The following is a 14,107-nucleotide window of genomic DNA, read 5'->3' on the forward strand; positions in this document are numbered from 1 at the left end:
CAAGTACTGCCCGAGGGGTGGATCAGTGATGCCAGAAGAGGGAATCCTGACGCGAGCGGCTGTCGCCTGCCTGCGCATACTGGCTTTCCCATGGCCACGTGCGGCCATTGCGCTTGGTGGCGCCCGGCCGGCGCTCGGTGCTGGCGAGCGTGAGCAGGTGCCTCGCTTCGCGGCTCGATGCGTCGACTTCCACCGCATGCTCCGCGTCTTGGCGCACGCAAGCCCATTGGCGCTCGTGCGCGCATTGCCGCGCTTCGCCGATCAATGCGTCGCGCTGCTGCTCGCGCGTGACGAGGTCGGCCTGCATCTGCTGCGCTTCGGCGTTGCCGGGCTCGACGGCGAGCGCACTCGTGAGCGCCCTGCGTGCGGGCCAGAGGTTGTTCTTGTCGAGATTCAGACGCGCGCTGGCGAGATTGCTCGCGACCTCGGGATGCGCGCTTGCATAGCGCGGCGGGGCGGCCGGGTGTGAGACGGCCGGCGCATTCGCCTGGGCGACGCGGCGCTGCGTCGCGTTGGCGCGCGGCAGGACGGTGGCCGGCCGGTTAGTCAGCGCGGTGACGGTGCCACTAGTGCGATTGCCCTGCGTGCCTTGTGTGCCCTTCAACCCGCTCACGGACCCCACGATCACCTGTGCGCCGAGCTTCGGCTCCCATTCGCTGCGATGCACGAACGCATAGCCGGTGAGCGCGATCGCGAGCGCGCCGAGACCTGCCCAGGCATAGCGCGGTAGCCGCTTGCGCTCGGCGACGTGTTCCTCGTCGATCGAAGGGTACTCGCCGTCGTAGGGCCGATTGGCGCCAAGCGCCAGGTTCGCGCGCAGGCGCTCGGCTACCCCGCGCGCGCGTTCGTCCGGCAGGCCTGCGCTCGCGGCTGCGATGCGGGCGGCCGCGGCGACTTGATTCGCTCCGCATTGGGGGCAGAGTGCGAGCGGCGCATTGAACCTGGTCCCGCAGTAGGGGCACTCCGACGGATCGTAATCGTCGTGACCAGGGGCGTTGAGCATGGGAGGAGCGCGCTTTCGCTTCGATTGACGAATTGCCGCAAAACCGGTGCCTGCACTTATTTAAATATGGGCCAGTTCGCCGCGAAGATCAATCGGCGGATTCCGCCAGTCTGGCGGATCTGGACAGTCGACGCGCCGGCGAGCGGCGCCTGCCTTATGCGCCTGATGGCTTCACGCTGCCGATGATCGTGCCGATTGCAGTGGCATCCAGCGTCAAGCCGATGTGCCCCACGCCGGGCACGATCGTGACCGGCACGTGTGCGCCCGCTTCCTCGAACGCCGCCGCGTACTCACGCGCGTGAAAAACCTCGTCGTCGGCGCCGGCCAGCACGTGCAGCGGCTGCCGCGCGCCGCGTATGTCCGCGCGGTAGTCGTCGTGCGGGCGGAAATTCTGCATCAAGTTGAACGAATACTGCGGCGTGAGCTCGTCGCGGACCTCGGGCGCGAGCGCATAGGCGATCGTCGGCAGATGATTGAAGACGCGGATGCGCAGACCGTTGAGCATGACGATGACGATGAGGCGCGGTATGCCGACCGACGCCCAGCCGCCGACTTCATTGCGCGCGGTGCGCGCCTTATGGTGCAGGAAGGGTGCGAGCAGCACGTAACGCCCGAACAGGCGCTGACGTGCGTCGCCTGCGAAGCGCAGCGCAAAGCCGCCGCCCGACGAAAAACCGATCAGCGTTCTGGGCAGTGCGGCCAGTTCGCCCGGCAGTGCGGCGAGCAGATCTTCGAGGTCGTCTTCCAGCTGGCCGATGTAGGCGATCGTGCCCTTGCGTCCCGATTCGCCGTGACCGCGTATATCGGGCACGCAGGCCGCGTAGCCCGCGGCGGCGAACTGGCGCGCGAGCGGGTGGAGGCTCGCGCTGCTTGCCGAGGATCCGTGGATGAGCACGACACACGCGTGCGGCGCGCCCGCTTGCGGCAGGTAGGCACGCCAGGCGAGCGATGCACCGTCTCGCGCCATATAACGGCGCAACGCAGGAAGGTCGGAAAGGTCGACCTCCTTGAACGGCGCGTTGATCGATTCGAGCGGCTCGGGCTGCCTCGGGCCGCCCTTGACGAGCGCGATGGCCGCGCCAGCGATGGCGGCGAGCGGAACGGCTTGCGAAGCGGCAACGGCGCTGAGAGCCACGGGCGGACCTCGTGTACGTTATGGGTTGATGGACTTGCCGGCAGTGATGATAGCCGACTTGCCACCCATATCATCTGGTCTCCGAAACATTATGCGCGCCGGATTGCGGCGCCGTGCCGCTCAGATGAACAGCGAAATGATGCCGCCGAGCGTAATGCCTGCCGCGATCCAGCGCCCAAGCGTATAGGTGTGGTTCGGGTCGGCTGGCGCGTCGGGACGCTCGAGCCCCAGCGCGCCATAAACGAGCGATTTCATGGGCTGCGCGTTGGTCGACGTCGCTGTCGCGCCGGATGCGTCGCTCGTGTCGGTGGCATCGCTGGTATCGCTCGTGTCGTTCGTGCCGGCAGCATCGCTCGCGTCGGCCGCAGCGTCGTCGCTGTCCGCGGTATCGTTGGTCGATGCGGCCGCATAGCCTTGCGGCGAAATCTGCACGGCATCGTCCTGCGATGTGGACGGCGCGACGGTCGTCGACACGTCGCCCGACTGCGCGTCTTCCTGTTCTGCCTGGTCTGAAGCCGCGCCCGCGCGGAGCGTGTTCGTGTTGGCGCTGCCGTTGGCGAACTGTGTCGCCGCCCCGATTTGCATGGTCGACTCCTTTCGACTTTCTTATGTCTACAATAATCGCAGGTCCAGCGCTGAAACGACTCACGAATAACGCAGAAAAATTCGCGATATTCCCCGGCCAATTCTTTTGCACAGCCTGCGACAATATCGGTATCCGTAACGTCGTGCGCGTATGACCGCACGACGACCGCGTGATCCTCCCCACCCGCAAGAAGAAGCACGCCTCGACGCCGCATGTGGATGAAGTCTCTGCGCCTCACCGATCCGCTCACGTTCGCGAAGAGGCGAGCTTGAAGCGCCCGTCACGCCGCGAGATATTCGAGGCGCTTTATCGCACGCACTATCTGCAAGTCCACACGCGCCTGCCCGATGCGCTCGAGCGCGATCGCAACGACGACTATTCGCAAAGCGGCGCGCAGATCGCCTGGGAGATCTGGCAGGCCGCCCACTCGCACGCCATCGAGCTTGCGGCGCAGCAATGCGAACTGCGCCAGAATCAGCACGTTCATCAGGATCACAAAGCAATCTGCCGGATTTGCGCGTGCGATATTCGCGCTCTGCAGGCGGATGCAGAGCGCGATGAAGATGTGGCGTAAGGAACGTGCCGTTTTAACCTAGACGGGGACCGAAGCGACGAGGCGCAGGCGGTTCGCGGAACGCTTTGGATCGAGGGCGCGCGTGACTTCGGCGAGCGTGTCGCGCATGGTTTCGCGCATGGTGCCCGAAAGTTCGCCCAGCGCTGCTGCTGCGCGGCCTCGCGTGGCGGAGGTGGCTGCCGGGGTGTCGGTTTCCGTGCGACTCGCGCGTGCGGCGCGCGTCATGCCGGCGCGCGCGGGCGGCATGCAAATGCAGCAGGCGGTGGGCTTGTGTGCGTCGCGCACGTGGCGCACGAAACGGCCGGAGCAAACGGTGCAGCTCGACAGCGTGAGCAGGCCGCCTTCGAAGAAGCGCAGCAGCGTCCACGCCCGTGTGAAGCTCAGCACACGTTCGGTTTCGGCGCTCTCACAGTGCTCGAGATAAAGGCGGTATGCACGCGTGAGGGCGTCGAGCCGGCTGCATTTCGCTCTATCGGTCAGGAACAGATAGATGTTGTAGAAGAGCGACGCATGAATGTTCGGCAGCCAAGTGAAATACCAGTCCGCCGAAAACGGCAACATGCCCTTGGGCGGCGAAGCGTTCTTGAGTTCCCGATAAAGCCTGATCAAACGATTGCGCGAAAGCGTCAGTTCTTTTTCGAGCACAGGCATGCGTGCGCCCAGCTGGATCAGCTCGATTGCGCGCAGCACTTCACGCGCTTCTTCGGTCACACTGCCTTTGTACATGACGTGGTACTCCGAGAGGCAGCCGACGACCGCCACGGTGGCCCAGGCGAATGCCTGAATTCACGGGCGATTATAAAAGCGCGACTAAGAGCGTCAAGAATAATATTTGGAAAGGACTTGAAATATCCATAAAGAAAATACCCCGCGCAGCCGATATTCAGGCATGGCTTGAAACCGGAAATGACTGCGCATTAGCACGGGAATTACCTGTTTTGTGTAAATGGAAAGGTCCGGTAAGAATATAAGTACAAACCGGCGGAAAATATCGGTGCGCAATGCCCCGTAAAGCGGAAAGAATTATTACGGCGTTTTGCGCTTTGACCTTTTCAGGCGCATCTGCCGGTAAACTGCGGCCTTTCCGAACGCATGCGACGTGCGACGTTGCAGCGGCCCGCGCACACTGTGGGTTCCCTACATAAGCTGCCAACCGATGAATTTGTCTTTCTCCGCCTACACTTCTTCGTTCGCGCAGGCGCGTAAGCGTTTGCCTGTGGCCGCGACCGGCAACTTCAACCGCAGTGGCGGCGCGCTCGCCAACCCGCCGCGCCGCGCGCTGCTCAAGGGCACGGTGAGCCTGCTGGCGCTGAGCGGTTGCGCGAGCACGTTGCTGAGTGCGTGTGGCGGCGAATATACGGGAGGCGACGGCGCGCAGGATGCGCCGACGCCCGTCATCGGTTCCGTCGCGAACTTCCGCGATCTGGGCGGCGCCGCGCCGGGCTACTCGACGAGCGACGGCGCGCACGTGCGCCGCGCCTTGATTTACCGCTCCGACGCGCTCACGCCGAACGCAGCCGACGCCGCGACGCTCGAGCGCATGGCGCTGTCCAACATCTACGATCTGCGCACGCCTGCGGAAATCGACGCGGCGCCCGACGTGACGCCCAGCACCGCCAGTTACCTCGCGCTCAATGTGTTGGGCACGCTCGAGCCGCCGTCGTTCGCGGGCATGCTGGCGGGTGAACTCGATGCGGCGATGCAAATGCATTGGCGCACGCTCGTGACGGGCCGCACGCAATGCTCGATCTACGGCGCGCTGCTCGAACATATCGCGGACGCGCCGGGGCCGCTGCTGATCACGGGTGGCACCGGCGTGGACGTGGTGGGCTGGGCTTGCGCGCTGTTGCTGCTGATCGCCAACGTGCCGCTCGAAATCATCGTGAAGGATTTCATGCTGACCGATGCGTGGCGCTCGACGGGCGCGGATGCCACCAATCTGACACAGCCCGTGCAGGCCAGCTACCTGCAGGCCGCGTTCGACGCGGTGCAGGGCAGCTACGGCGACCTCAACCGCTATCTCACCACAGGGCTCGGCCTTGTGTCCGACACGGTGAATCGTCTGCGCGGCCGGCTCGTGGTCTGAGCGGCGCACAGCGATGAATCAGCGGGTCAGCAGAGGCCAATAGGGTCTTACACAGCGGCCCGTGCATCCGCGGGCAGCGCGATACGCACGCGCAGCCCGCCTTCGGGGTGATTGGACAACTCACAGTGGCCACCCTGATTGCGCGTGAGGCGCGTCACGATGGCGAGCCCCAGCCCGCAATGGCCGTCGCCACCGCGTGCTTCGTCAAGGCGTACGAAGGGTTTGAGCGCCGCGGCCACGCGCTCGGGCGGGATGCCGGGGCCATGATCGCGCACTTCGACGATCCACTGCGCGCCTTCGCGGCGCGTGGCGATTTCCACGGGCGGCACGCCGTGTTCGAGCGCATTGTCGACGAGATTCGACACGAGCCGGTCGAGCAGCGTGCGCGGCAGCCGGAACGCCGAGCCCGCGCGCAGGTCGAGCCTGAAGAGCGCATCCTCGTCGTCGCCGGCATCGGAAAAAAACTGCTCGCGCAGCAGCGCATCGACTTCCACCTCGGGACCCGATTCGGGCCGCTGGCGGGCGAATTCCAGAAACTGCTGGACGATATCGTTCAGCGAATCGACTTCGCGGATCAGCTGTTCGCGCTCGCGCTCCGAGCCCATCATGCTCGCACGCAGCTTCAGTCGCGTGAGCGGCGACTTCAGATCGTGGGCGACGCCCGCGAGCATGATGGCCTGATCGTCGTCGGCTTCGTTGAGCTGCTTCATCATGCCGTTGAACGAGCCGATCAGTTCGCGCAATTCGCGCGGCCCGTGCTGCTTGACGGGCGCGGGACGGTGGCCGGTGCCGAACGCGCGCGCGGCGTGGGCCACGAGCGAGAGCGGCCGCTGCATCTGCCACATGGCGAGCAGCGCGAGCAGTAGCGAGATGGCGAGCATCGAGCCGAACAGCGGCAGCAGGTTGCGCGGCGGCGGCAGATCGACCGGCGCGACGATCCACGTGGGCTGGCCCGCAAAACGCACCCACAGGGCTTCGCGATGGTGCAGGTCGGCGAGAATCTCGGTGCCGGGCGGCAGGTCGCGCAGGAGTTGCTTGCGCAAGTCGGCAAGCGGCTCGCGCCTGGGCACTTCGAGCCGCACGTCGACGGGCATGTTCCAGGTGGGCACGAGATGCACGCGCAGCGCCGGTGCGAGGTCCATCTCGTTGGGAGACGTGCTGGGTGCCGCGCTCGTTGCCGTACCGGGCGCCGCGCTGGTTGCCGCGTGGAGCATGAGCAGCAGGCCGCGCTCGAAGCCTTCCACTTCGTGGCGGCGCGGCTGTGGCGCGAACACGATGAACCAGCATGCCTGAATGGCGAACAGCAGGAGCGCGGACATCAGCGCCATGCGCCCGAACAGCGTATTCAACGGATTGTTCATGCCATTACGCGTTCAGGCTGGGACCGCTGTCGTCTGCTGGGGGAAGGTCGATGTCGCCTTCGATGCCGACCCCGCTCTGCGGCACGAACACGTAGCCTTTGCCTCGCAGGGTCTGCACGTAGCGCGGCTGCGCTGGATTGTCTTCGATCACGCGGCGCAGGCGCCAGACCGGTACGTCGAGGCTGCGCTCGTTGAATTCGAGGCCGTCTGCGTGGAGCAGGTCGTGAATCAGCACGCGTGAAAGCACGCGGTACGGATGCTCCGTGAAAATCTTCAGGAGCACGAACTCACTGCTGCGCAACGGTACGCGCTTGCCGTCACGTTCGAGCGTGCGCGCCATGAAGTCGAGCTCGAAGGCGCCAAAGCGGTAGCGTTCGCGCGCGACGGGTGCGCCCGCGGGGCCGTTGCCGCGCCTGCGCAGCACGGTCTGGATACGCAGCAGCAATTCCTGGGGATCGAAGGGCTTGGCAACGTAGTCGTCCGCGCCCAGCGTGAGACCCGCAATGCGATCGCCCACTGCGCCGCGCGCGGAGGCGAAGATCACCGGAATGTCGTCACCCTGCGCGCGCAAGGCGGCGAGGGCGCGCAAGCCGTCGGTGCGCGGCATCATGACGTCGAGCACGACGACCGAAGGCCGCTCGCGTTCCAGCCGGGCACCGAGATGCGTGCCGTCGTGGAGGACGGAGGCCTCGAAACCGTTGGCCCGAAGAAAGCTGGAGAGGAGATCGCGCACGACCGGATCGTCGTCGACGATGAGAACGTGTGGACTCATCGCCGTATTTTATTTGATATCGACAACCGGCAGAACAGCGCGCGACCGCAGATTTCTTGCCGTAGCTTACATGGCCTCTTACTTCATGGCGACGGCGCCTTGCTCGATGGATGCCTGCGTAGCGTGCGCGGATTCCGTCGACGCGACGGATGCGCAGTTAAGTGCGCTCACGCCCTGCTGTGCACTCGCCTGGTCCGCCGCCGGCTTCGCGGCGGCTTCGGTGGCCGCGGGGCTCGCGGGCTGCGCGGCCGGCGCGTCGATGGACGCCATGCCTGCCGCTTTGGCGAATGCCGAGTTCGCGCCAGCCATCTTCGCGGTTATTGCCGAGACGTCGCCGGACGGTGCGGCATCCTTCTGGGGCAGGCCGTGCGCGTGTGCCTGCGCTTGTGCGAGCCGCGTCTGGCGCGCGTCGGCGGCGACGCCGCTCGGCATCTTTTGCAGATGCAGCGGCGCATCGGCTTCGGCAGCCACGACTTTCACGCCCGCTTTCTTCACACTTTTCGCGCTGTCCGCAGAGGGGGCGGCCGCTGCGCCAACTTCCTTCGGCGCGGGCGGGATGCCGTGCATTTCGAGCACGGCGTCCTGCGCGGACGGGGCCAGGTGCTGGTCGACGACGCCTTCCTTCACGCGGCGCACGGCGGCCTGTTTACCGTGCTTGAGATCGCCTTCGAGTTCGGCGATGCGGCGGTCGTACCAGTCCGTCACGCACGCCTTGTCCTTGCAGTTGTGCTGACGCCATTGCCACTGGCTCACGCGGTCGGCTTCGAGCGCGGTCGTGTCGGTGCTCGCGTCGAAGGCGCTGCGATAGAGCGCGGCCAGTTTGTCGTCGAGCGCGGAGAGCGTCGGATCGTTGCACACGAGCCGCTCGGAAGCGGACGCGTTATGCGGGCAGTGAAAGCTTGCAGCGTGCGCGAACGGCGAGCCAGCGAGCGACGCGAACAACGCGATCGCGGCAGCGTTCAGGCCGGGCTTGAAGAAGGGGGCGCGACGGATTTTCGGTTCTCGGTTCATGGCAGCCATGATGATGTTGAAATAGCAGGAGAAAGACAGGAACAGCGTGGGGCTCGTCCGGCGTCGCAAAGGCGCGAGGCGCCGCAGTGAGAACCGCAGTGAGAACGATAGCGCGGCGATGAATCGGCAATGTCTCATTCAGCGGGGAGAATGCAGGAGCGCTTACGAAACATTACACGCGCAGCCGCACGCGGTAATGAGCGAAGCTCGTCGAGCGCTTGTGGCGCGCGCCTCTGCGTTGAAAAGGCGCGCACGATGCCCGTTCAACCCCTTACCGAACGGGAGGTATTCGAAGAAGTGGAAAGTGACATTCAACATTGACCGATGTCCGGGCCATCGCGCGCATTGCTTTGCACCGATCATGCGTGGCGAGTCCTGCCGGGAACGTGTCATGTTCCGCGCAGCCCATCAACGCATCGGGTATCCCCTCCCATGCCACATGAAATCGTGTCATCCGTCAGCCGTGCGAGGGCGCGCACGGTGAAACTCGGCGCCGCGTGCGCCGCGGCGCTCGCGCTCAACGGCTGCGCATGGACGCTCATCACCGCGGCCGATGCGACCGGCTCTGTGATTCAGGCGGGTTACGCGGTCGCGTCGAATTACTCCTCGCCTAAATTCGTGTCGGGGCGGCCGGTCAATCTCAGTTCGATCTGCATCGAGAACAATCCCATGGTCACGTCGGGAGACTTCGTGCCATCGCTGCAGCTCGTGCTCGCGCAGCGCGGCGTGACTTCGGATGTCTACGGCGCCGGCACCGAGCCGGTCAGTTGTGAAGGACGCCTCGTGTACAACGCATCGATCGAATTCGGCAAGCCGACGTTCAGCGACGAAAGCCGGGCCTATCTTTCGACGATCAATCTGACGATCTTCATGCATAACCATATTGCCGTTACGGGGCGTTACGAAGTGCGCGGTCTCGGCACCGACCGCTATTCGAGCGCGGCGGTGAAGCTCAAGGGGCTGTTGGACAGCATGGTGGTCGACCAGACGCAATTGAGCAATTCATTCCAGTCCGCCTCGAGCGACCAGTAAAACGGGTATCCCGCGCTATGCGCGGGAAAGGATTGGTAAGGCTGCGGGCCTGTACCGGCTCGTTCTCGTCCCTTACGATTTACGCATGGCAAATAATATCTTTCTCGTCGACGACGATCCGGTCGTGCGCGACGTCACGGCCGAATATCTGCAGATGCGTGGCTTTACGGTCACGACGCTGCCTTCCGTGCGTGCGATGCAGGAGCGGCTGCGTTCCGAGCGGCCGCAGGTTGTCGTGCTCGATATCATGATGCCGGAAGTGGATGGCATCAGCGCGCTGCGCGCCTTGCGCGAAAGCGGCGACGACTTGCCGGTCATCATGCTCACCGCGCGTAACGAAGTGATCGACCGCGTGCTGGGCCTCGAATTCGGCGCCGACGACTACGTGGGCAAGCCGTTTGATCCGGGCGAGCTGGTGGCGCGCATTCGTTCAGTCATGCGCCGGCGCAGTATTTCGAACCTCACGGGCGCGCCGGAGAGCCGGGAGTCGTTTCGCTTTGGCCCTTTCGAACTCGATTTCCGTTCGCGGGAGCTGTATCGCGACGAAGTCCGCATGCCGCTGCGTTCCAGCGAATTCGCGTTTCTCAAGCTGTTCGTCAATCACTCGATGACGATTCTTTCGCGCGAGCGCATTATCGAGATCGTATATGGAGAGGCTGGGCGGTATCGGAACCGCAGTCTCGATGTCGCGATCTGGCGTTTGCGGCGGCTCATTGAAACCGATCCTTCTGAGCCGCGGTATCTCCAGACCGTTTGGGGCCATGGGTATGTGTTCGTGCCGGACGGCGAGGTGGGGTTTGCCGAGCGGTTTGGTGAACATGCTGTTCGGGAGCCGGGCGGTGAGGGCGGCAGTGTGTATGGGGATGAGTTTGAAGGTGAAATTCCTAATGATGAGGATGACTGAGCGAAATTGTTTTGTGCTCGGCTTTTTGAACCATTGGCATTTTCTTGTTTTCGCGGCGGTATGCTAGCGCCCCGCACAGGGGCAACACTGGCATACCACCGCGAAAACAAGAAAACAAGAAAACGCGAAAGCAAACAAAAAACTCAAAACGTAAGAACACTAAGAAACATCCGCTGCAACCACCCGACGGTAGTCGCATCATTGAGCAACCCTCGCCCCACCTGCTCGATCCGGGCATTAGCAATCTTCCCTGACTCAACGTAATTATCGGCTTCCACATCATTAGGATTAACGATCCCGGAGAGCCGCAGCCGTTGATGCTCGCCGCTCATCGCGATGATCTTCTCCCCGGAGACCACCAGATTGCCCGTAGGCGTTTTGCTGATGACCGTGACGGCCAGCGTGCCGGTCATGTCGCTCGAAAGCGAGTGATTGCCGCTGCCGTTGAACGAGGTCGAAGCCGAGCCGATATTGAACAGGCGCGCGAGCCGCGCCGCCGCACCGGTCGACTGGTCAGCAGCGGTGGCCGTGATGTTGCTGTCGCGCTTCGCGGCGGCACTGGCGACATCGTTGCCGCTATAGGTTTCGGAGAGCCGGATCGTGAGCACATCGCCGATTCGCTGCGCACGCGGTGTTTCGTACAGCGAGATGGCGGTGCCCGACTGATAGATCGCGCCACTGGTATTGACGTTCAGCAGCGGTTCCGCGAGCGGCGGCGTCATGGGCGTGTTGACGATCGACTCCGGCGTCGCGCAGCCAGCGAGCGCCGTGGCGAGCGACGCGCACAGCAACACGTACGGCAGGCCTTTCGAATGAGTCGTGCGGCGTGCGCTGGAAAGTGAGGATTCCGATTGACCGAATGGCATGGCGATGGGGCGGGTGCAAGAGTGATTCATCGGATTTAGCGAATTCAGCGGATTCGTCGAGTTCGTCCCGGCGACGGGTTGGCGTGCATCGTTTCAGCCTTCGTCGAACTGGCTCAGCTTGAGCGTCTTCTCGCTGCCTTTGCCGCGCAGCGTGGCGGGCTTGAGCAGGTAGGTGAGCGTCGCGCGCTGGCTGTCGGGCAACAGGCAGATGGTGATCGTGCTCGACGCGTTCTCCCACACGAGCAGCGGCAGCGAAGCCGCACCAAGCACGCGCGGCGCGCCGTAGCGCGAGGCGAGCAGGTTGCGCAGGTCGAATGCCGTTGTCGAGTCCACGACGAACGACATTTCATAAAGCCGCAGCGGGTCGCCGGCCGATGCGTGCGCAAAGCGCAGGATATGGTCCACCGCGGGCACGCCGTCCACGACCGCGCGCGAGGGCGTCCAGCCTTGCGCCGTGTGGTGTGCCCACCGGCAAGCGACCGTCTGGCTCGTGTAGCTCTTGACCATCATGCCGATGTCGCTGCCCGCGATGTCGGTCTCGCAAAGCAGCTCGCTTTCGTGCGGCGTCGCGCGCACCATGTCCGACTGCCGCAGCGCGCTCAGCGGCGTGCCGAGCACAATGCCGCGAAACGCAAAGGGCGTGTCATCCGGCGCCGGAACGCGCGGACGGGCGGGCGGCGCAACGGGCGCCGTCCTTCGTTTTTTCGCTGGCGGTGTGGGCGGTTTTGCTGCGCTTGCCGCATGCGCCGCGTTCGCAGCCATCACGGCGCTCGCTTCGCCAGGCGGTGTCGCCGGCGCGGGGGGGGCCGGCGCGACGTACGTTTGCACGCGTCCTTCGTAATGCGTGTCCGCATGCGCGGGCGAGAGCGGCGCCGTGAGGCTCGCCGCGCTCAAAACGAAAGCGATCAATGACGCCCGTTTCATCGGCTGGACCTCGATCAGTCGACCGCCGCCGCGCACGCGTCGAACGGCACGGCTGCAGGGTGGCCGACCAGCGGCACGATCTTCAGCGTGGCCGATGCGACCCGGCATGGAAAGGCCACCACGGCACAGCCGTCGAGCGGCAGCGCGAGGCAGGCGAGGGCGACGGCCGACGCGGCACGCACCAGATGCGTTGACATGCGGGATGTCAGGCACAGGGGCGAGCGCCGCGTCGACGGCTCCCGTGACGGCGAAGTGGTCATGCCGAAGTGTTGATGTTGTGGCCGAGCGGACCGACGGGCATCGCCGGATTCACGGTTTCCTGCTGCGGAAAGGGGTTACCGGCGGTGCCTCCCGTGCTGGAGTTTTTGGTGTTGCGGTTTTCGCCCAGCGTCGTCAACGAGGACGTGTGCGCGATACTGCTCGAACCGATAGGGCTGGTCATGAAGGGCCTCCTTGGCGCAATGGAACAAAAAAGGGGCGCGCCGAGAAGGGGGAAGCGCGCCCCGCCTTACGCCGATCGGGGGCAATCGACGTGCGGCGAGGCAAATCTTCGCTTCCAGAGCGTTTGCATGAAGCAGGAATCAGCGTGGCCTTTGGCCAATCGCTTACGAGTCCTTCCAGGGGTATACGAATGTGCAAGTTTGAAAGGCGGGAATTCGGCGGGGGAACCGCTGACGAGGCGCTGAACCGGGCTGGAACGGAAGGAAATCCGCAAACGCGATTGGCGCGCGCCGTGTAAGGGATGGGGAGGGCAAGGAAGGTGAATCGAGCGCGCGTTCCCAGGCTGCCTGGGTCAGCAGCCTGGGAACAAATAAAAGAAGAGGGAAGGAGGTCGCCTCAAACCCGCTTCATGCGCTCCCAGCCATGGCGCACGGCGGCCTTGAACTTTTCCCAGCCGTTTTCCGGGTAGCGCGACTCCCAAATCTCGCGAGCACTGGGCTCGATGCCTTGCCAGTCGTGTTCGCGATACCGTTCGTTTTGGCTTAGCGTTGCGCCGTGCTCGTAAGCTGCGCAATATTCTTCATAGGACAAGCCGGAGTTCGCGTAATCTTCGTCATAGTCTTTGCGGGCTTCCGTCTCGTAGGACGTGTCGTCGAGCGGGGTGCCCATGACAGGATCGCCCACCAGGCCTCTAGCCGACGTCTGCTGCGCTTTGGCCGCATTCGAGGCTCGTTCGGGTTCCGTCGCTGCGTGCGTCGTGACCTGCTGCATGCCGCTGACAACGGTTGGTACTGCAGAGGAAAATGCCGCATGCCGTTTTTCGGCTGCCGCTTCGGGCGATGTCTCGTGCAAATTGTCGCGCGCTCGAGCCGTGCTCGCAGAGGGTGCGATGCCCGACGAAGCGTTGTGCCAGGCACGGCTGCGCTCCTCGATGTCCGCTGCACCCGCACTGCGCATCACTTCGCGTGCCAGATTCACCTGCATTTCAGACACGTCCGCACTAACCACGGCTCCGCCGCGCCGGATGAACTCGCGGTAGTCCTCGGTCACCGGCGGATACGCGCCGTGCGTGAAGAGCCGCGCAAACAGGCGTTCGAGTTGATCGAATACTGGCGTGGGTTGTTCCGCACTGCTCGCGCCGGATGCATAAACACGCGGCCCTTTTTCCACTGGGGCCTCGACCGACATCGAGTAAATGGCGATGTCGGCTTGCGCGACGCCTGCGTCGCCAAGCGCCTTTTGCGCGGAACGCGCGCTCCCATAGCTGTCGTAGACGCCCAATACGGTTTGCCTCATGACTGTCTCCCTTCGCTTTCGACGGGCGGCGGTGCCGCCGCGTACGAGGCGTGGGCGCAACGGTCATGCCCGATTGCGGGAGCAGACGATATGGGCGATCTGGCACCCGGGGGCAA

At 64.4% G+C, this 14,107-nt stretch carries 16 protein-coding genes; 4 read left to right on the forward strand and 12 right to left on the reverse strand.

The window, feature by feature from the left end; genetic code table 11:
- Window positions 1-22 precede the first annotated feature (22 nt).
- The 3 genes from AB4Y44_RS17340 to AB4Y44_RS17350 all read right to left on the reverse strand — a co-directional run bounded on the left by AB4Y44_RS17340 (window position 23) and on the right by AB4Y44_RS17350 (window position 2,723).
- Window positions 23-1,003, reverse strand: coding sequence for a hypothetical protein (locus tag AB4Y44_RS17340; protein WP_368700344.1), 981 nt, complete (start codon window positions 1,001-1,003; stop codon window positions 23-25).
- Window positions 1,004-1,157: 154 nt separating this feature from the next.
- The gene (locus AB4Y44_RS17345) at window positions 1,158-2,138 is read right to left on the reverse strand and encodes an alpha/beta hydrolase (RefSeq protein ID WP_368700345.1); all 981 of its coding nucleotides are present in this window, start codon (window positions 2,136-2,138) and stop codon (window positions 1,158-1,160) included.
- A gap of 120 nt (window positions 2,139-2,258) precedes the next feature.
- Window positions 2,259-2,723 (reverse strand): hypothetical protein, encoded by a 465-nt coding sequence (locus AB4Y44_RS17350; RefSeq protein WP_368700346.1) that lies wholly within the window; start codon window positions 2,721-2,723, stop codon window positions 2,259-2,261.
- Between the two features lie 170 nt (window positions 2,724-2,893).
- Here AB4Y44_RS17350 and AB4Y44_RS17355 point away from each other — a divergent pair, with 170 nt between their 5' ends.
- A complete protein-coding gene (locus AB4Y44_RS17355; RefSeq protein ID WP_368700347.1) occupies window positions 2,894-3,298 on the forward strand; it encodes a hypothetical protein in 405 nt (134 codons plus the stop codon).
- Window positions 3,299-3,316: 18 nt separating this feature from the next.
- On the opposite strand, the gene flhC is transcribed toward AB4Y44_RS17355, so the two are convergent.
- Window positions 3,317-4,024, reverse strand: a complete 708-nt coding sequence (flhC, locus tag AB4Y44_RS17360; RefSeq protein ID WP_368700348.1) for a flagellar transcriptional regulator FlhC — start codon at window positions 4,022-4,024, stop codon at window positions 3,317-3,319.
- Window positions 4,025-4,454: 430 nt separating this feature from the next.
- Here flhC and AB4Y44_RS17365 point away from each other — a divergent pair, with 430 nt between their 5' ends.
- Window positions 4,455-5,384, forward strand: coding sequence for a tyrosine-protein phosphatase (locus AB4Y44_RS17365; protein ID WP_368700349.1), 930 nt, complete (start codon window positions 4,455-4,457; stop codon window positions 5,382-5,384).
- Between the two features lie 47 nt (window positions 5,385-5,431).
- Here AB4Y44_RS17365 and AB4Y44_RS17370 read toward each other — a convergent pair whose 3' ends face one another.
- The 3 genes from AB4Y44_RS17370 to AB4Y44_RS17380 all read right to left on the reverse strand — a co-directional run bounded on the left by AB4Y44_RS17370 (window position 5,432) and on the right by AB4Y44_RS17380 (window position 8,528).
- Window positions 5,432-6,745 (reverse strand): ATP-binding protein, encoded by a 1,314-nt coding sequence (locus AB4Y44_RS17370; protein WP_368700350.1) that lies wholly within the window; start codon window positions 6,743-6,745, stop codon window positions 5,432-5,434.
- 4 nt (window positions 6,746-6,749) lie between these two features.
- Complete coding sequence (locus AB4Y44_RS17375) at window positions 6,750-7,517, reverse strand: response regulator (protein WP_342922730.1); 768 nt, start codon at window positions 7,515-7,517, stop codon at window positions 6,750-6,752.
- 78 nt (window positions 7,518-7,595) lie between these two features.
- On the reverse strand, window positions 7,596-8,528 hold the full coding sequence (locus AB4Y44_RS17380) for a lysozyme inhibitor LprI family protein (protein ID WP_368700351.1): 933 nt from the start codon (window positions 8,526-8,528) through the stop codon (window positions 7,596-7,598).
- Window positions 8,529-9,008: 480 nt separating this feature from the next.
- Between AB4Y44_RS17380 and AB4Y44_RS17385 the strand changes: the two genes are divergently transcribed.
- A complete protein-coding gene (locus AB4Y44_RS17385; protein ID WP_342922732.1) occupies window positions 9,009-9,560 on the forward strand; it encodes a hypothetical protein in 552 nt (183 codons plus the stop codon).
- An 85-nt stretch (window positions 9,561-9,645) separates the two neighbouring features.
- A complete protein-coding gene (locus AB4Y44_RS17390; RefSeq protein ID WP_368700352.1) occupies window positions 9,646-10,464 on the forward strand; it encodes a response regulator in 819 nt (272 codons plus the stop codon).
- Window positions 10,465-10,607: 143 nt separating this feature from the next.
- Here the strand turns inward: AB4Y44_RS17390 and AB4Y44_RS17395 are convergent, their stop codons facing one another.
- From AB4Y44_RS17395 to AB4Y44_RS17415, 5 genes are all read right to left on the reverse strand, one after another.
- Complete coding sequence (locus AB4Y44_RS17395) at window positions 10,608-11,258, reverse strand: flagellar basal body L-ring protein FlgH (RefSeq protein WP_342924884.1); 651 nt, start codon at window positions 11,256-11,258, stop codon at window positions 10,608-10,610.
- A gap of 165 nt (window positions 11,259-11,423) precedes the next feature.
- Window positions 11,424-12,254: a hypothetical protein gene (locus AB4Y44_RS17400; protein WP_342924885.1), complete on the reverse strand. Its 831-nt coding sequence runs from the start codon at window positions 12,252-12,254 to the stop codon at window positions 11,424-11,426.
- A 14-nt stretch (window positions 12,255-12,268) separates the two neighbouring features.
- A complete protein-coding gene (locus tag AB4Y44_RS17405) occupies window positions 12,269-12,451 on the reverse strand; it encodes a DUF6726 family protein (RefSeq protein ID WP_342924886.1) in 183 nt (60 codons plus the stop codon).
- A 59-nt stretch (window positions 12,452-12,510) separates the two neighbouring features.
- Complete coding sequence (locus AB4Y44_RS17410) at window positions 12,511-12,696, reverse strand: hypothetical protein (RefSeq protein ID WP_342924887.1); 186 nt, start codon at window positions 12,694-12,696, stop codon at window positions 12,511-12,513.
- A gap of 395 nt (window positions 12,697-13,091) precedes the next feature.
- Window positions 13,092-13,976: a hypothetical protein gene (locus AB4Y44_RS17415; RefSeq protein WP_368700353.1), complete on the reverse strand. Its 885-nt coding sequence runs from the start codon at window positions 13,974-13,976 to the stop codon at window positions 13,092-13,094.
- Between the last annotated feature and the right edge of the window lie 131 nt (window positions 13,977-14,107).

This window comes from Paraburkholderia sp. BR10937 (genome assembly GCF_040965695.1).
Classification (GTDB): Bacteria; Pseudomonadota; Gammaproteobacteria; order Burkholderiales; family Burkholderiaceae; genus Paraburkholderia.